The following is a 16,451-nucleotide window of genomic DNA, read 5'->3' as shown; positions in this document are numbered from 1 at the left end:
AACTTTTTTCTTTTTTCCCCTTATTTTCCCCTCTTCTCCTTCTATTTTTTTCCTCTTTTTCTTCTTTCTTCTCTTCTTTTCTTCTCTTTCCTTCTCTTCCCGTCTTTTTCCTCTTCTTCTTTTTCCTCTTCTTCTTTTTCCTCTTCCCTCTTCTTTCTCCTCTTCTTTTCTTCTCCTTCCTTCTTACTTTCTTCTCTTCCTTCTTCTTTTCCAGTTAATTATGCCCTTTTCTTCGACTGCCTAATTATATTTGGAACCTCTTCTCTTAATCTGTCACCGATGCCACAAAGATGCAAAAACCTAATATATCACTGTTTCAATCTAAAAGCTTCAATGACGGTAAAGATTGCAGTGCTGGTCTCTGGACGGGGCTCAAATCTCCAGGCGATCATAGATAGCATTGAAAAGGGCTACATAAAAAACGCGGCAGTTAATGTTGTTATCTCCAACAAAGCCGATGCTTATGCGCTCGAACGTGCAGGAAAACACGGGATCAGTGCTGTTTTTCTTGATCCAGTAGGGCGTGACAGAGCCGGATACGATAGGGAAATCCTGAATGTCCTCAAAGAGTATAATACGGACCTTCTCCTGCTTGCAGGCTATTTCAGGATCCTGGGAAGCGAAATTATCGGAGCATACAGGCACAGGATTCTGAACATACATCCTTCTCTTCTTCCGGCTTTCAAAGGGCTTCATGCCCAGAAACAGGCTTTTGAGTATGGAGTAAAAGTTGCAGGCTGTACTGTACATTTTGTAGATGAAGGACTCGATTCCGGGCCCATTATTATCCAGAAATGCGTTTCTGTGCTTCCAGAAGACACCGAAGAAACTCTTACTGCCAGAATTCTCGAGCAGGAACATATTATCTATCCCGAAGCTGTCAGGCTCTTTGTCGAGGGTAAACTTAAAGTTGAGGGCAGAAGCGTAATAGCCCTTGATTAATGGCCCTTACACAAGCAGATTCTTTGAAGGAGCTCACGGGTCGTATCAGTCTAATCAGGCATGGCTGAACCGAGAAAATACAGGTCCAGATCAAAAAATAAAGTGTTCAATAGTATATTAAATGTTAAATGTTAAATGTTAAATGTTGGGCAATTTCCGGCAGATAGGTAATAACTTGCTCAAAAGTAGAAGATAGTCCCAAACCGGAATAGATTTCACCCATTAGTATCCTCATTAATACTCTGACAGTTATAAGTATTTGAATATAATACTCACGCGAATATATTGGTCAACCGAAGACTTACTATGTTCCAGAACTTCCTGAGTTATTAAATGCTCGGGAAATATTTCATGGGTCTTTACCTTTGTACAGGACCCCCTTTCAATTAGAACTCTTCATTGGAGCTCCATTCAGTTATATTACTTTCAGTCTGGAAGATCCCAAGACATTTGATAATTCCAGCTTATTGAGAAACCCGCAACTGTTTAGAACTTTCAGCCTATCTGGCTTTTCAGCTTGTCAGGCAGTTCTTACAGGTTTTAGCAAACTTATTTATGTAAGTAAAAATCCCAGAACGTAAGCAAACTAGAATGTGAGTACCTAACAGTTAATCAATCACGCTAGCAAGAAACCCCTTATTCGAATAAGTTTTAAATGCATGGACTACAAGGTGACAGTAATGTCTTATATTGAAAAAATCGATCCGGAATTGTTCGAGGCTATCGAAAAGGAAGCCGAACGTCAGGAATACAAACTGAACCTGATTGCGTCAGAAAATTATGCGAGCAGGGCTGTTATGGAAGCCCAGGGCTCAATCATGACCAACAAGTATGCCGAAGGATATTCCGGCAAGCGCTACTATGGCGGCTGTGATTTCGTTGATGTTGCCGAAAACCTCGCTATTGCCAGGGCAAAGGAATTATTCGGGGCAAAGTATGTAAATGTCCAGCCCCACTCCGGTTCAGGCGCCAATATGGCAGTCTACTTCTCTGTACTGCAGCCCGGAGATACCATCATGTCCATGGACCTCTCTCACGGCGGACACCTTTCTCACGGCAGCCCTGTAAGTTTCTCAGGAAAGCTCTATAACATCGTGCCCTATGGTGTAAGCAAAGAGACAGAAGCCCTGGACTACGACGAACTCATGAAAATGGCAAAAGAATGCAAACCGAAAATGATCGTATGCGGAGCTTCAGCCTATCCCCGTGAGATTGATTTCAAGAAGTTCAGGGAAATTGCCGATGAAGTCGGAGCTTACCTTCTTGCAGATATTGCCCATATTGCAGGGCTTGTAGTTGCAGGTGTACATCCGAGCCCTGTGCCTTATGCAGACTTTGTTACCACAACTACCCACAAGACCCTCCGGGGACCCAGGGGCGGAATGATTATATCCAGGACCGAAGAGCTTGCAATAGGGGTAAACAAGGCAGTTTTCCCGGGTATTCAGGGCGGCCCCCTCATGCATATCATAGCCGCAAAAGCAGTCGCCTTCAAGGAAGCCATGAGCGAAGAGTTCAGGCAGGACCAGGCCCGGACCGTAAAGAATGCAAAGATTCTCTGTTCTTCTTTAAGGCAGAAGGGTTTTGATATTGTTTCCGGCGGCACTGACAACCACCTTATGCTTGTAAACCTCAATAATATGAACATTACAGGCAAGGATGCAGAAGCTGCAATGAGCAAGGCCGGGATCATTGCCAACAAAAATACGGTTCCTTTCGAGACCCGTAGCCCCTTTGTAACCAGCGGTGTAAGGCTTGGGACTCCTGCCTGTACCACAAGGGGTATGAAAGAAAAAGAAATGGAGCTTATTGCCGACTATATCGAGGCCGCAATCAAGAATGCAGGAAACGATGTTCTGCTGTCGGAAATCAATGATAAGGTAAGGGATCTCTGTTCAAGGTTCCCGATTTACGATTAATTGAGGAGATAGGGGGTTTACCACTTGTCAGATGAAAGCTATGAGTCACGGACCATAGATGGAAAAGTCCTTGCACAGCAGGTTGAAGAAGAAGTGAGGTCAGGAGTAGAGGACCTTGAGAGCAACCGGGGAGTCACTCCCGGACTTGCTACCATCCTTGTAGGGGACGACCCAGCATCAAAGATGTACGTCCGCCTGAAGCACAGGGCATGCGAGCGTGTGGGTATCAGCGCAGAAGACTACCTTCTTCCTGCAGAAGCCACTCAGGAAGAACTTCTTGCCCTGATCGATTCCCTTAACAAGAACAGGGACGTGCACGCAATCCTGCTTCAACTTCCGCTGCCGAAGCACTTCTCTCCGCAGGAAGCAATGGAAGCCATATCTCCTGCAAAGGATGCGGATGGTTTTCACCCCTATAATATGGGGAAACTCATGATCGGGGATGAAGGGCTTGTTCCCTGCACCCCACACGGAGTAATAAGAGCACTCGAGGAATACGATGTGCCTGTCAAGGGCAAAAATGCGGTTATTGTCGGGCACAGCAATGTTGTAGGAAAACCTATGGCCGCAATGCTTCTGAATCGAAACGCAACTGTTTCAGTCTGTCATATCTTCACCGACGACCTGAAGAAGTATACCCTTGGTGCCGATATCATAGTGGTTGCAGCTGGGGTTAAGCACCTTATTAAAGCCGATATGATTAAAGAGGGCGCTGTAATCTTTGACGTGGGAATCACTAAAGAAGAAGACGGTGTATACGGGGATGTTGACTTTGAAAACGTAATCAAAAAAGCTTCCCTCGTAACTCCTGTCCCTGGCGGTGTGGGTCCCATGACAATTGCCATGCTCATGAAGCACGTGCTTATGTGCGCGGAGAAAAACTTCTGAAACTTTATCCGTTAAAGTCTTTTTCCATGGGTTTTGATGGAAAAACCCATGCACGGCAGCAAACTTGGATGTGAAAAAAATCCAAGTAAACTGCTCAATAATGGGACTCATACGGTTGAAATGAAAAATAAGCAGCATGAGACTTAAAACGGTCTAAGTCAGGATATTTATTACAGACCTCTCATGCTTTTTCGTCATCAGAAAATAGATTTTTGTAATTTATCAGGCTCCTTGCAAACTTAAGAAGCTTGTAGCCTTTTCACATTTTTAGCCCTTCTCACAATTTTAGCTCTTCTCACAATTTTAGCTCTTCTCACATTGTTGAAACCGTCAAAATTTCTTTGTTATCTTACCCTTATATTTTTGTATTATTTGATTTGCTTCTTCCATCATAATTGGAAATAGATCGATAGGCACGTTTTCTTTTCCGATTGAAGATGCTACCTTGTATCTAGCGCACAGATTTTTATCCCCTTCACAGTACTTTTTCTTATGTATTCTACCCAGAGCACTTTCAATTGGCATCTTGTCATTATAAAAAAGACAGGTGTTTAAACTTTCACAAACCATTTTTATTCCTTCCTATTATACCTTACTGATAGCATTTAAGCCGTCATGAGATTCCTCTAAGTTCTCTCTAACTTCATCTTTTTATTTTCCTCGAAATCATTTGATTTTTAGGTGTATTAACTGATGAGTCCTTGTCAAGCTTTTGTTTTTCAGCCATCAATTACAAGTATACAATTTTAAATAGCTTACATCGTTATTTTTTATATTAACTCTATTATAAAGTTTATTCTGTGTAACTAACTTTTGATTCTTAACAATGCAAAATATTTGATAGGCTTGCGCGTTGGTAAAATTATGATCTGAAAAGCACCATGTTATTTTCTTTATTGAACGAAGAATGAGGGTGAGTCGGGTGTATCAGTTCTTCTGCACTATTTTCCGAAATGTATTGATTTTGGTATGCATAATAGAGAAGGAATAGATTATTAAATAAATTTTGGAAACGTACTGATATGCATAATAGAGAAAGAGTAGATTATGAACTAAAAAAAGTAGAGATATTCTTAAAAGTGCATTGAAATAAGAATTATTAATGTTATTTTGTAACAAGCCAAATGTAAAGCCCAGTAAAAAGATAAAAATAAACTAGTTTATTTTTTAGTGCTTTTACACGTACAGCTGTTTCACATATATTTATCTCTTCTTTCCCTGAACATCACTCTTCTTTCCCTGAATATCCAATAACATCATATGCTAATTCATGGGTCGATTGCCTGTGCTTCCTTGAGATTAAGGTAGATAACTATCAGTCTTATTATCAATTTAGGCATACAGTCTTCAAGTGTCATGCCAAAACAAGTAAATTTGTTTTTTTGTCTCTTACATGTGGAAATTTAACCTTCTTTTTTGAGACCTGCCATTTACGGTTACTGGGTTCTGGTCTTATAAATGCTATTTATATAGCTGCAGTATACTTATCCTTCTTGTGATAAACTAATTTTACACATCAATATTTTTATGTATTATTGAAGCCTATTTCATTATAGTCTTGTTTGCCATCAATAAATAGTCAAATAATTTATGGAATCTTGAATTGATAGTCCGGCTTTGATAAAATGTTCGGGCGCTAAAATGAGTTATTTGTAAACCCTAAGCAAATCTACCTGATATATTGATGGTGTACTGGTTCCGTCGTTAGTCTGCCCTGTTTCAGTATAATAACCCAAAAGAATGTCGATATCCCTAAATCCTGTCAGTTTCATATCGCAGGTCTCCGGGAATCCGACACTCCTTAAATTTGCAAACTTAACCGAACATTCACCCCGTTTTCCTTTCAAATCCTCCAGTGCCCGGTTTCGCAGTCGGAAAAATTATTTTTTTCTTGCCTGCAGGAAGCCTTTCAGGTGGCGAAGTGGAAGGATTTTCAGGGAATATTTGCGGACGACTGAATAAGGTGCGTCTGCAGTTTCAATTTAAGGAAATATCGCTGAAAGGATTTCATAACTGAAAAAGGAATCTCCGGATGGCTTAAAATTCATTGCTATTCAAGAGCAGTGTAAAGAATTATAACTGCTTGCTCACATATATTATTGCTTACGTGCGTTGTTGTCTTGTCACATTTATCGAGCGCTGTTGCGCCAACTGAGTTAAAAGCTATATAGCCTGGTTGTCAAAAAAATGGTCGTTGATACTGATATCTGCGGTATAAAAGTAGGAGATCAATATCCTGCACATGTAATGGGCATTATTAATGTGAGCCCTGAGTCTTTTTACAAAGGTTCGATTTCAAGCCCGGAATCTGCACTTGAGGTCGCTCGGAAAATGGTTGAGGACGGAGCAGCTTTTCTGGATCTCGGTGCGCGATCAACATGGCTCTTTGCAGAACATATAAGCAGAAAGGAAGAACTTGAGCGTTTAATTCCTGTACTTGAAGTATTGGAAGGCAATGTAGATGCGGTAATTTCCGTTGATACGATGTTTTCCGAAATCGCAGAAGAGGCTCTCAAAAGAGGGGCTGAGGTCATAAATGATGTTTCCGGTTTTACAGCAGACCCTCGAATGATAGAAGTGGTGGCAGACCATGGCTGTCCGGCTGTGGTCATGGCCTCTAAAGAAATTCCCGGAGATCCTCTGGGCATGGATTCCATTATTGATGCACTCGATTCTATCATACAGGCTGCTGAGGCTGGAGGTATAGCACCTGACAGCCTTATCCTTGACCCTGCAATAGGCAGGTGGACAGAAGAAAAGCTGCCCATGTATGATTTTGAAACCCTTGACGATTTCGAACGTCTGAAGATTTTTGAAAAACCTCTGCTCGCAGCCCTCTCAAGGAAGTCCTTCATAGGAGATGTGCTTGGAAAATCTGCAACCGAAAGGCTCTACGGCAGCCTGGCTGCAGCAGCAATTGCTGTTCACAAAGGCGCACATATTATCCGTACACATGATGTCCCCGAGACTTCTGACGCTATTAAGATTTCAGGAGCCCTGAGAAGCCGGACAAGTGTTGTGAAGGAGGGCAGGTATGAGGTTTCGGTTCTGGAAGTAAAAACTCCTCAGGACGCAGGCATTGCAATGAGAAACATTGGAGCTACAAAAGTCGGTTCGCAGGTGATGCAGGGAAAAAGCATCCATATTATGTTAAAGATAAGGAATCTTACAACCACAGAAGCTCTGATAATAAAACAGGAGATGCTCGCAAGGGGAGGAGATGCAGCCCTTGCGAGGGATGCAGTTTCCCATGAAACGGAAACTACCGATGTGCTTGTTATGGGTACCCTGTTGCAATTTGGACGCCTTGCTCGAAAACTGGATGGACAGGCTCGTTCCCTCCCACGAATTGCAGAAATGATCCGTGAATGTATTGCAAATCGGACTAATCTGGAATACCGATATTTGAGGTAATTATGATCATAACTTCAGCAAAACCCTTTGAAGAAATTCTGAACCTGTTAAAAAACGAAGATAATATCTTTGTTATCGGATGCAATGTATGCGCTGCAAAACTGAAGACCGGAGGAGAACCTGAAGTCCTTGAGATGTGCAGGCGTCTTGAAGAGAGTGGAAAGCATGTAGTGGGCTGGGCTCTTCCAACTGCGGCCTGTAGCATTCGGTCTTTTGAATCTCTTGCCGAGAAAAATGAGAAAATAAACGAAGCTAGTTGTATTCTTGTTATGGGTTGCGGCAGTGGAGTTTCTTCTGTTGCGAGTGTTGTCAATTTGCCTATATATGGTTCGAACAATACTCTTTCTCTTGGAGGTTCCGGTGGAGGCAAACTTCTTTCTGATCAGTGCGTTATGTGTGGCGACTGTACCATAAGCGAGTATGGTGGTCTCTGCCCCAAATCCCAATGCCCTAAAGCGCTTCTTAACGGGCCCTGTGGAGGATCTGTGGATGGGATGTGCGAGGTCAACAGGGAGAAGAATTGTGTATGGACCCTTATTTATGAGCGTTTGAAAAGGATTAACAGGCTTGACCTTCTTTATGTTTCCCATGCCCCCCAGGAGCATGGTTTTAAATAATTTCATTTCTAATATTCTTATTTAATGCTTTTTAATTTTCGTGAAAAACTGAACTCCAGGAAATTTCTGGTTACTGCTGAAGTTTCTCCGCCCAAGGGGACCAGGTTTTCAGCTCCCCTGGAAGATGCCCGCCAGTTAAAAGGTGTTGCAGATGCTCTGAACGTTACGGATAATCAGTGTTCAATTATGCACATGAGTTCTCTGGCTTTCAGCAAGCTTCTGCTCGATCAGGGACATGAGCCTATCATGCAGCTTACCTGTCGCGACAGGAACAGAATCGGGCTTCAATCCGACCTTCTGGGAGCATACGCCCTGGGAATCAGGAACATCTGCTTGATGACCGGGGATTTTCCTACCTGTGGGGATCATCCAGGCTCAAAACCCGTTTATGACCTTGACTCCGTACAGCTCATTGAACTTGTCAGGAAACTCGATTCAGGCATTGATTTTGCAGGAAACAGGCTTGATGGAGGCACTTCTTTTTGTGCAGGTGCAGTCTCAGGCATAGACCCTGAAAAGACAATGCAGTTAATAAAGCTTGAAAAAAAGGTAAGAGGCGGAGCCGATTTTATCCAGACACAGGCTGTGTATGATGTGGGCATATTCGAGGAATTTATGGAAGCAGTAAATCACCTTGAGGTGCCTGTAATTGCAGGTTTGATTCCTCTCAAATCCCTGGGTATGGCTGAATATATGAATAAAAACATCTCGGGAATTCATGTGCCTGAAGAAATCATGCTTCGAATGAAAGATGCATCTTCCCCTCTGGAGGAAGGCCTTTTGATAGCTTCCGAAACGATAAAGGAACTAATAAAACTTTCACGAGGGGTCCATGTTATGCCAATCGGGTCTCATAAAAACACTCCGAGATTGCTTTCCATGGCAGGAATTTCTGAAAAATGATTTGTGTTATATTAAGAAATCCAGTGTAACTGCAATATCTTTTCGCTTCCCGAGTTTCGCTTCCCGAGTTTCGCTTCGGGAGCACGAGGTCTGTTTCACTCGCTTCGCTCGCTCAAGCAGACTAATTTATAAAAATAACAGATTTTATTTCCTGAGTTTCGCGTCGGGAGCACAGGAAATCGAATATTTCCTGGGAGTTGCACTGCAAGTACAACAGCACGAGGTCCTTTTCGCTCCGCTCAAGAGGACTAATTTTTAAGTACTGGTACAGTTCTCGACGCAGTAAGCGGACTTGGAGATGAAAAGGGACAGAAGCCAGCAGGTAAGAAAGAGTGATGTCACCTTTAGAAACCATCAAATAATTATCAAATAATTATCAAATAATTATCAAAAGGCAACTGACAAAATATATTAATACAAATGAAATAAAAATAAATACTACCTGCAAAACATTCTTTTTCAAGCCTCTTTTTAATTGTTTTCATATTTATTATTCAAATTCTATCTTTCTTTCTGCTTTTTTTGACGGATTTCAGACAAACCGGAGAGGTGTCGTATAATCTTTGAGTTGAAAAGCTGCTTTTTGGGTCAGGAAAAGTATTTTCTAACCGGATGGAGTTTTTTCTCATATTCTATCTTATTTCGGAACAGCATCATTCAATATGTTGTTTTTATCAGGCTGGAAGGCGGCTGCAGATCTGTGGGGCTCAGGGGATGAAGGATGGGAAATGCCATTTCTGGGTGCGCTGGAATATCACCTGAATCTAGAATCGCTTTCAGCGTATTTCTCATTTTAAAACTCTTTTATTCTCTGAATAAGTTTTCTTGAGGCTGTGGATACATTTATCAATACCTTTCGGTATTTTACGGTTTGATTCTGTCTATATTGATTTTATTTTCTCTAAAACCGAGATTAATCACAGTTTTCTAAAGGCATCAAAATGAGTCCAGAAATCACTTCCATCCAGATGTTCGGGATTAAGACCCCTGTTATCAGAGCAGGGGACGACATCGTGCAGATTCTTGAAGCTTCGTTGCAGGGCGCAGGCATCGTTCCAGTTGAGGGGGATGTTTTCGTGCTGGCTGAATCTGCTGTTGCCACAGCGGAAAATAGAATTGTTGAGCTTGCCAGCGTCAAACCAGGGGAAAGGGCATTATCCCTCGGGGAAAAATATGGGATAGACGCGAGGGAAATGGAGCTTGTGCTTCAGGAATGTGACGAACTTTTCGGTGGCGTTCCCGGAGCCGCACTTACGATCACAAAGGGGATCCTTTCTCCTAATGCCGGAATAGATGCTTCGAACGCTCCAGACGGTCATGTAGTCCTGCTTCCTGAAGACCCGAGAGAAAGTTCGGAGAATATTCGGAAAAGGCTTGAGCAGCGATACTCCTGCAGGCTGGGAGTGATTATAGGGGACAGCAGGACTCAGCCTTTGAGGCTTGGCTGCACAGGGATCGCACTCGGGGTTTCGGGTTTTGTGCCTGTGGAGGACGCAAGGGGCACTTTTGATATCTACGGAAAGCCCCTGCGCCTGACTTACAAAGCAGCGGCAGATAATCTGGTTTCAGCTGCTGAGCTCCTTATGGGGGAAGCCGGGGAGAGAGTTCCCTGCGTGCTTATCCGTGGCGCTCCGGTAAAAATGGTTGACGAGTCTCCGGAAATGCCAACGATCTCAATGGAAGGGTGTATGTACTTCGGCAATATTATTAAAGGTCGGAAAGAATTTCCGGAAAAAGAGAATCCGGAAACCGGGAATCAGTAATAAGCTTGCCATAACTCCCTTTTCGGAATACGTTTAAATACAAGCCCGCAGGATTGAGATAAGCGTTATATATTCTCGGCGATAATATATACAATAAATTGAGTCCCGACCCTGTATCCGGTAATTCCACCTTCAGGTCATCTATCATTCAGGATTGGGGTCCAGCAGCCGTGCCGTACGGACATATAAGATTCCTCTGCACGCTGACCAGAGTAAATAAACTAAAAACAGCAAAAGTCTCAGTCGCTTCAAGTATTGCAGGTGATTTTATGAAACCGATGTTATTGGACTTTTCCGCAACATGGTGTGGACCTTGCAGGATGCAAAAACCTATTCTTGAAGAGCTCGAAAAAAAGTACGGGGATAAGGTTGAGTTCAAAGTTGTCGATGTGGATGAAAACCAGGAGCTTGCCTCAAAGTACGGCATACATGCTGTCCCGACCCTGATCATTCAGAAGGATGGGACTGAAGTAAAGCGCTTTATGGGTGTAACCCAGGGCAGTGTACTGGCATCTGAACTCGATAAACTTCTCTGATCTCTGTATTTTTTCTGAAGAAAGCCGCCCGGGGTTCAGGGAACCTGAGGGCGCGTAACTTTTTAACCGATTTCTTTTTAGAAGGTTTCTTCACAGCCACGCGACCGGAGGTTTTTATTCCCGGTATTTCTCTTTACATTTCTCTTTACATTTCTCTTTACATTTCTCTTTACATTTTTCCTTACATTTCTCCTTACATTTCTCCTTACATTTCTCCTTACATTTTCTCTGAAAATCTTTCCATCTGATGCTCTAAACCCAATAGTTTTTTATCAATCCCTATCGGAGCTTAATTATTCTTTCTTTCTGCAAAATCTCAGTTAAAATTCAAGTTGAAAATAAGAAATCCAGAGACTAATGATCAGAATTATTCAATTAGTATCTGAAAATATTTTTAGTAGGAAAAGGGGTAAAAGCTGGAGTGAAATCAAAAAGCTTACCTGTATATAGTGGCTTTAATCTTTTTTCGGGCTTTTTAAGGTTTTTTCCCAGAGCCAGAATTAAAGAGGATTATCCGATATACTATCTAAATAATGTTAGTGCAATGAGATAACTATTTATAATAAGTATAAGTACTTTCTAATATAGTAAAAACATAAAACAGCTTTAAACAAACTAAAACAACTTAAAATGTAACAAAACTTTACAGTGGGGGAAAAACATGAGAATAAGAGTAGTTAGTTCCAGAGAAGAAATCTTTACACTTAATCCGAATGAGCGTATCGTCCACCTGGCCTTCAGGCCTTCGAACAAAGACATCTTTGGACTGGTTGAAACCTGCCCCAAGATTGAGGTAATCCAGTTACCTAAATCTTACATGCGTACGGTCTCAAAGTCCATAGAAATGTTTCTCCAGATGCAAAGAGTCCAGCTTATCGAAGGAGATGTCTGGGGACACAGGAAGGATATAAACGAATACTACAGCATTCCATCTTCGGTGATCGAAAAGATTAAGGAAATGAAAAACGAAGGAAAACCTACCGAGGAGATTGAGAAAAAGGTTGCAAGGGAAAGCAAACTGAACCCTGAAATGGTCGCTTATATCCTGAATAAGGAAGCTTCTGCCTGATTTCTCGCAGGGGTATGCCCTTAAGACCGTACTGGAGATAGATCGTACACCTCATCGATTCCACATTTATCATCTAATCTCCAGTTTAATTTTTTAAATCTAACCGGTAAATTTTGACATAAGTAGAATTCACTCAACTTCTTTCCTGATTCTGATGTTTTTTACAGACATTGTTCCTGGCATTAAGGTAGGAATTCCTTGCAATTTTCATACTGCCCTTCATTTCAATAATGCTCATATCAAAAGCCCGGGCAAAATTTGAGACATTTTTGTCGAATTCTTCTCCTCTGGAGATCTCATTGCTGATTTTGACGACTCTTTTATATAAAGGACTTTTCAAAAAACTTTCATTGATATCAGAAGTGCCTACTGATGTCTTTTTCATTTCCTTCCAGCTGGAGGCCCACATTGGGGTCAGGTAGAACATGCCTGTGCCATTTCCACTCTGCATAACTTCAGCATAGGCATCGTTACCTCCAAGGGCTACACTGATACAGTCGTCCACAATATCTTCTTTTTCATCTTTAAGAAAATAGAGTGAGCAATCAAAATCTTTAAAATCAGCTTCCAGACTCCTCAAAGAGCGTCCGCAGTTTCCGTAAAACAGAAGGATTCCATCTGAAAAATCTGCCATTTCTTTCATATTTCGGTAAATTTCAGATTTTAAAAGGTCACAATCTACATGCAGGCCAAGCCTGAGAATATTTACCACTACGGTAATTGTTTCTCTATTCTTTTCCTGTATGCTATCATGCATTTTCCCAAAAAATGGAAACTTCAGTAGGAAATCCGGAATTTTCACGGATACAGGACTGTTCATCTGTTTTAAAATAAAAGGTATCCTGTCAAGAGGGAAAAGCCTTGCCTGGCAATTTTCGGATTTAAGCTTTCGAACAAACCTGAAACATTGCCTGTTTTCAACCAGGACCAATCGTGCTGTGTTCTGATCTTTTGAGAGGACATAGACAAGTTCGTCTTCAAGCATTTCACAGGCAATTATGCTAAGTACAGGCATCAGTGAACCATCTCTTACGTTCTGTTATTTTTGGGAAATTAAAAATATGGTGCTATCTGGTTAACGGTTGGTATTGCACAAAACAATTAAACCGGGACCTCCAGTTATGAAATCGCCAGTTATTATGTTTCCAGCTATCACATCTACAATATAGTATTTCCAGCCATGACATTCCAGTTATTTCTTGACATGCTCCTGATAAAGCCTGAGCCCGCCTGTACGCAATATCAAAGCGGAAGCATTGCCGCACTGAAAACTCTAATACTAAATTAAATAACAAATATAAAAATAAATATTATTCTTGTAGCAGAGGGCGACACAAAATTCTTTTTTGAATCATTTTTCTTTATTTTTGATTTCTACTTTCATTATTTTTAATTTACGCTTCCACCATTCTCGATTTCCACTTTCATTTTCCCATAACAATCTTCGAAAACTTCCTGGTTGCCATTATTAAATTCTAATATTTCAAAATCAAACAATTCTGCAAATTCTCTTATAGCGTCATCGAAATTTTCAGTATACCCAAGCCCGGTATTAATTTTTGCAACCCTTTTATATCCAATCATTTCATGGGTTTTTTTCATCATTTTCAATGCTTTAGCCGGGTCTTTGTGCAGTTTATCCAGTTCAATCAATTCTCTCCAGCCCTTACTGTACATGGGTGTAAAAAGATAAGTTCCAGCATCACTGACACTTTTGAGTAATCTCAGATAGTTATCCGTTCCTCCTACAGTCGCTCCTATGCAGTCATCCACTATTCTATGCTTCCCGTCTTTAAGGATATGAACCGGGCACGCGAATGAATTTCCTTCGAAGTCTTTTTCGATATTTCCAAGCACGTTTCCACATAAGCCATAAAAAACCAGAATCCCGGACGAAAATGGCTTGAGGATCTCTACGGTCTTGTATACCTTGTTTTTCAGCTCTTTTGGGTTTTTGTGCAGACCCAGTTCCATCAGGTAGATCAGAACTGTATATTTATCGCGTTCACTGATTTTAGCACGTTCATTGTTTTCATCAGATTCATTATTTCTCTCAGAAAGCAAGGGGATATTCTCAATGGGGAGTATTTTGTGCTGAAGGTTTACTTTATTTAGTTTTCCTGAGAATTCCCGGATGTTTTCATTTTCAACTACAATGACCTCATCGACCGAAGAGTCATTTTCAAGAATCCAGACGATCTCATCCTGCATTATCTTGCATGAAATAATACTCATAACAGGCATCAAATTTCTCCTCTATAAAATCAATATATTAAAAGATTCTACTTACTTACATATAAGTAAGTGGTGGTTCGGAAAAAATCAGTCATCCATAAAATCAGTCATCCATAAAATCAGTCATCTATAAAATCAGTTCTCCATAAAAATTAGTCTCTCCATCCAAGATCCGATTTTATTAGAGAAATTGACCTGACAAGCGTTTTTCTTCCCTTTATGCTGGATAACTGTCTGGCACCCAGCAAGGTTTCAAATATTGCATCCGCACGTACATCCACAGGATCAGAGAAATTGAGTTCGCCCTGCTCCAGGCCGGTTTTCAGGACTCTGGAAAGCCAGGTCAGGATTTCATCCAGCAACAGAAGGTGCTGCTTTTTTACCTTTTCCGGAAGCTCTTCAAAATCAAGCATTACCGAACCTGGCGGGCAGATACTTTTGCCTTCATCAAATTCTTTCAGGGCGTAATCAAAATAATATTGGAGCTGCTCACGGGCTGAACCTCCGGATTCCGCTACTTGAGCAATATTTGCAGCAAATTTATGTCTGCTGACCTCCAGAAAAGTCGCAACCAGGTCTTCTTTCTGGGGATAGTAATGATGAATTGCTGCATTCTTTATGCCCAGTTTCCGGGAAATGTCGCTATAGCTGAATCCATTGTAACCCCGGCACTGCAAAAAGTTCCCTGTGTAATGTAGTATCTGTTGATTGGTCTTGTTCATCTCTTTCATAACAGCACACTTACTTACTAGTAAGTAAAAAAGGATGTCCTATCATATAAATGTTAGTTTCTCGAGCTGAATATTTACAATAACTCATTATGTTCAGTTAAAGAGAAGGCTATAGGAATGTTTTGTTTTGTCGTGGTTAAGAGCCTATCCGAAAAGTCAGTAATGCATGTTGAAAAGTCACAATAGATCTATAATATCAGAGTATCCATTCCGGTTTTGCATATTGCATATTGTAAAAGTTATAGCAGGTAACCACTTTTCGGATAGGCTCTAAAGTAGGTGAAAGATATCAACAGGGACATGGTGGTACGAAACATACAATAGTATATCCTAAGTGTGGTAAAGAGTCTTAGAGACATCTGGAAGAAAGAAAGGGAATAACTGGAAAAAGATAGGTCACTCTTGTGCTAATCTTAAGTGTAATGATATCATAAAAGAAATTGTGAAGATAAAAGACATAGAAGAAGAGACCTAAACTATATTCATGCGTCTTCGGTTAAGAGCCTATCCGAAAAGTCAGTAATGCATGTTGAAAAGTCACAATAGGTCTATAATGTCAGAGTATCCGTTCCGGTTTTGCATATTGCATATTGTAAAAGTTATAGCAGGTAACCACTTTTCGGATAGGCTCTAAGTAAGGAATCATGATAGATTGTATCCATTCCCAGGATAAATTTCCAAAATTTAAAAGGTGTTTGAACTGGAACCGGATATCGATTTCAGGCAAATATGTTAAAATTTGAGGCCAATTTCTGCTATAAAATCGATAGCACAAAGGTGATAAAATATCTTAACCGATGACCAATGAAACTATATTATATGTAGAATAAGAAAAGAACTTCAGGGAGGAGGAATAAAAACCATGACAGAAATGACTCTAATCGAAGCACTGAAAAAACTTGCATTAATCACGAAAAAAGGACTAGATACACTGATCCAGATACCAAATAGTACAAATGAACCTATTACAATTGGTGAGGCAATTAAAGAAATACAAGATCACGCTTCTGACATTTCTGAAACTGATGATTACATAATAAGTAGTGACGGTATTCAGAAAACAGGGGAAGATGGAAGCGAGATTGTATATCAGGTTAAAGAAAGTAAGTGACAGCCTTTACTCTCCATTCAAAAAATATATAGCTTCGGTGTCGCTATGCATAAAACTTTTAGGAACTTTAACGGTAAAACCTATATGCTCGATGAACTCAGTTATTTTGGACTTGATAAACCCGATGCCGAGAAGAGAAAAGCGATGTTGAAGAAGAGTGGACTTGGGGTTAGATGCATAAAGAAAGCAAATGGCAAGTACGTAATATACCGTGAGTATATTGGGGATATAAACAAAGAAGATGGCTCTTCATTTTTTTAGGGTGGGTTAAGAGCCTATCCAAAAAATGTTTGACTCATTGTAACATTTACGGTAAGGGATAT

Annotated in this window: 16 protein-coding genes; 11 read left to right on the top strand and 5 right to left on the bottom strand. The window is 40.8% G+C overall.

Annotated features, from left to right (window positions below; translation table 11 throughout):
* Positions 1-333: 333 nt before the first annotated feature.
* From purN to FXV91_RS15665, 3 genes are all read left to right on the top strand, one after another.
* A complete protein-coding gene (purN, locus tag FXV91_RS15675; protein WP_229391618.1) occupies positions 334-942 on the top strand; it encodes a phosphoribosylglycinamide formyltransferase in 609 nt (202 codons plus the stop codon).
* A 680-nt stretch (positions 943-1,622) separates the two neighbouring features.
* Complete coding sequence (gene glyA, locus FXV91_RS15670) at positions 1,623-2,861, top strand: bifunctional serine hydroxymethyltransferase/L-allo-threonine aldolase (RefSeq protein ID WP_229391617.1); 1,239 nt, start codon at positions 1,623-1,625, stop codon at positions 2,859-2,861.
* A gap of 24 nt (positions 2,862-2,885) precedes the next feature.
* Complete coding sequence (locus FXV91_RS15665; protein ID WP_229391616.1) at positions 2,886-3,749, top strand: bifunctional methylenetetrahydrofolate dehydrogenase/methenyltetrahydrofolate cyclohydrolase; 864 nt, start codon at positions 2,886-2,888, stop codon at positions 3,747-3,749.
* A gap of 330 nt (positions 3,750-4,079) precedes the next feature.
* Here the strand turns inward: FXV91_RS15665 and FXV91_RS15660 are convergent, their stop codons facing one another.
* Positions 4,080-4,319 carry a hypothetical protein gene (locus FXV91_RS15660; RefSeq protein WP_229391615.1) on the bottom strand — a complete coding sequence of 80 codons (240 nt, stop codon included), beginning with the start codon at positions 4,317-4,319 and terminating at the stop codon, positions 4,080-4,082.
* Between the two features lie 1,076 nt (positions 4,320-5,395).
* Entirely contained in the window at positions 5,396-5,596 is a 201-nt protein-coding gene (locus FXV91_RS15655; RefSeq protein ID WP_229391614.1) for a hypothetical protein, read from the bottom strand.
* A 340-nt stretch (positions 5,597-5,936) separates the two neighbouring features.
* Between FXV91_RS15655 and folP the strand changes: the two genes are divergently transcribed.
* From folP to FXV91_RS15625, 6 genes are all read left to right on the top strand, one after another.
* On the top strand, positions 5,937-7,163 hold the full coding sequence (gene folP, locus FXV91_RS15650; RefSeq protein ID WP_229391613.1) for a dihydropteroate synthase: 1,227 nt from the start codon (positions 5,937-5,939) through the stop codon (positions 7,161-7,163).
* A gap of 2 nt (positions 7,164-7,165) precedes the next feature.
* Entirely contained in the window at positions 7,166-7,780 is a 615-nt protein-coding gene (locus FXV91_RS15645) for a methylenetetrahydrofolate reductase C-terminal domain-containing protein (protein ID WP_229391612.1), read from the top strand.
* Positions 7,781-7,804: 24 nt separating this feature from the next.
* Positions 7,805-8,683 carry a methylenetetrahydrofolate reductase gene (locus tag FXV91_RS15640; RefSeq protein ID WP_229391611.1) on the top strand — a complete coding sequence of 293 codons (879 nt, stop codon included), beginning with the start codon at positions 7,805-7,807 and terminating at the stop codon, positions 8,681-8,683.
* Between the two features lie 941 nt (positions 8,684-9,624).
* Entirely contained in the window at positions 9,625-10,446 is an 822-nt protein-coding gene (gene cofE / locus FXV91_RS15635) for a coenzyme F420-0:L-glutamate ligase (protein WP_229391610.1), read from the top strand.
* A 269-nt stretch (positions 10,447-10,715) separates the two neighbouring features.
* Positions 10,716-10,982 carry a thioredoxin gene (gene trxA, locus FXV91_RS15630; protein ID WP_048141242.1) on the top strand — a complete coding sequence of 89 codons (267 nt, stop codon included), beginning with the start codon at positions 10,716-10,718 and terminating at the stop codon, positions 10,980-10,982.
* Positions 10,983-11,643: 661 nt separating this feature from the next.
* The gene (locus FXV91_RS15625; protein WP_229391609.1) at positions 11,644-12,051 is read left to right on the top strand and encodes a DUF1699 family protein; all 408 of its coding nucleotides are present in this window, start codon (positions 11,644-11,646) and stop codon (positions 12,049-12,051) included.
* 133 nt (positions 12,052-12,184) lie between these two features.
* Here the strand turns inward: FXV91_RS15625 and FXV91_RS15620 are convergent, their stop codons facing one another.
* From FXV91_RS15620 to FXV91_RS15610, 3 genes are all read right to left on the bottom strand, one after another.
* Positions 12,185-13,066: a DUF1638 domain-containing protein gene (locus FXV91_RS15620; protein WP_229391608.1), complete on the bottom strand. Its 882-nt coding sequence runs from the start codon at positions 13,064-13,066 to the stop codon at positions 12,185-12,187.
* Positions 13,067-13,440: 374 nt separating this feature from the next.
* Entirely contained in the window at positions 13,441-14,295 is an 855-nt protein-coding gene (locus FXV91_RS15615) for a DUF1638 domain-containing protein (RefSeq protein WP_229391607.1), read from the bottom strand.
* A gap of 143 nt (positions 14,296-14,438) precedes the next feature.
* Positions 14,439-15,017 (bottom strand): TetR/AcrR family transcriptional regulator, encoded by a 579-nt coding sequence (locus tag FXV91_RS15610; protein ID WP_229391606.1) that lies wholly within the window; start codon positions 15,015-15,017, stop codon positions 14,439-14,441.
* Positions 15,018-15,879: 862 nt separating this feature from the next.
* Between FXV91_RS15610 and FXV91_RS15605 the strand changes: the two genes are divergently transcribed.
* The gene (locus FXV91_RS15605) at positions 15,880-16,128 is read left to right on the top strand and encodes a hypothetical protein (protein WP_229391605.1); all 249 of its coding nucleotides are present in this window, start codon (positions 15,880-15,882) and stop codon (positions 16,126-16,128) included.
* An 84-nt stretch (positions 16,129-16,212) separates the two neighbouring features.
* Positions 16,213-16,389: a hypothetical protein gene (locus FXV91_RS15600; RefSeq protein WP_229391604.1), complete on the top strand. Its 177-nt coding sequence runs from the start codon at positions 16,213-16,215 to the stop codon at positions 16,387-16,389.
* The last annotated feature ends 62 nt before the right edge of the window (positions 16,390-16,451 follow it).

Source organism: Methanosarcina sp. DH2, from assembly GCF_020804225.1.
GTDB lineage: Archaea > Halobacteriota > Methanosarcinia > Methanosarcinales > Methanosarcinaceae > Methanosarcina.
This window is presented reverse-complemented; position numbering and strand designations above follow the sequence as displayed.

Excerpts from the sequence above, each read along its gene's own strand:
- purN (WP_229391618.1), top strand. The coding sequence starts at position 334 with ATGACGGTAAAGATTGCAGTGCTGGTCTCTGGACGGGGCTCAAATCTC.
- glyA (WP_229391617.1), top strand. The coding sequence starts at position 1,623 with ATGTCTTATATTGAAAAAATCGATCCGGAATTGTTCGAGGCTATCGAA.
- FXV91_RS15660 (WP_229391615.1), bottom strand. The coding sequence starts at position 4,319 with ATGGTTTGTGAAAGTTTAAACACCTGTCTTTTTTATAATGACAAGATG.
- folP (WP_229391613.1), top strand. The coding sequence starts at position 5,937 with ATGGTCGTTGATACTGATATCTGCGGTATAAAAGTAGGAGATCAATAT.
- FXV91_RS15645 (WP_229391612.1), top strand. The coding sequence starts at position 7,166 with ATGATCATAACTTCAGCAAAACCCTTTGAAGAAATTCTGAACCTGTTA.
- FXV91_RS15640 (WP_229391611.1), top strand. The coding sequence starts at position 7,805 with ATGCTTTTTAATTTTCGTGAAAAACTGAACTCCAGGAAATTTCTGGTT.
- cofE (WP_229391610.1), top strand. The coding sequence starts at position 9,625 with ATGAGTCCAGAAATCACTTCCATCCAGATGTTCGGGATTAAGACCCCT.
- trxA (WP_048141242.1), top strand. The coding sequence starts at position 10,716 with ATGAAACCGATGTTATTGGACTTTTCCGCAACATGGTGTGGACCTTGC.
- FXV91_RS15625 (WP_229391609.1), top strand. The coding sequence starts at position 11,644 with ATGAGAATAAGAGTAGTTAGTTCCAGAGAAGAAATCTTTACACTTAAT.
- FXV91_RS15620 (WP_229391608.1), bottom strand. The coding sequence starts at position 13,066 with ATGCCTGTACTTAGCATAATTGCCTGTGAAATGCTTGAAGACGAACTT.
- FXV91_RS15615 (WP_229391607.1), bottom strand. The coding sequence starts at position 14,295 with ATGCCTGTTATGAGTATTATTTCATGCAAGATAATGCAGGATGAGATC.
- FXV91_RS15610 (WP_229391606.1), bottom strand. The coding sequence starts at position 15,017 with ATGAAAGAGATGAACAAGACCAATCAACAGATACTACATTACACAGGG.
- FXV91_RS15605 (WP_229391605.1), top strand. The coding sequence starts at position 15,880 with ATGACAGAAATGACTCTAATCGAAGCACTGAAAAAACTTGCATTAATC.
- FXV91_RS15600 (WP_229391604.1), top strand. The coding sequence starts at position 16,213 with ATGCTCGATGAACTCAGTTATTTTGGACTTGATAAACCCGATGCCGAG.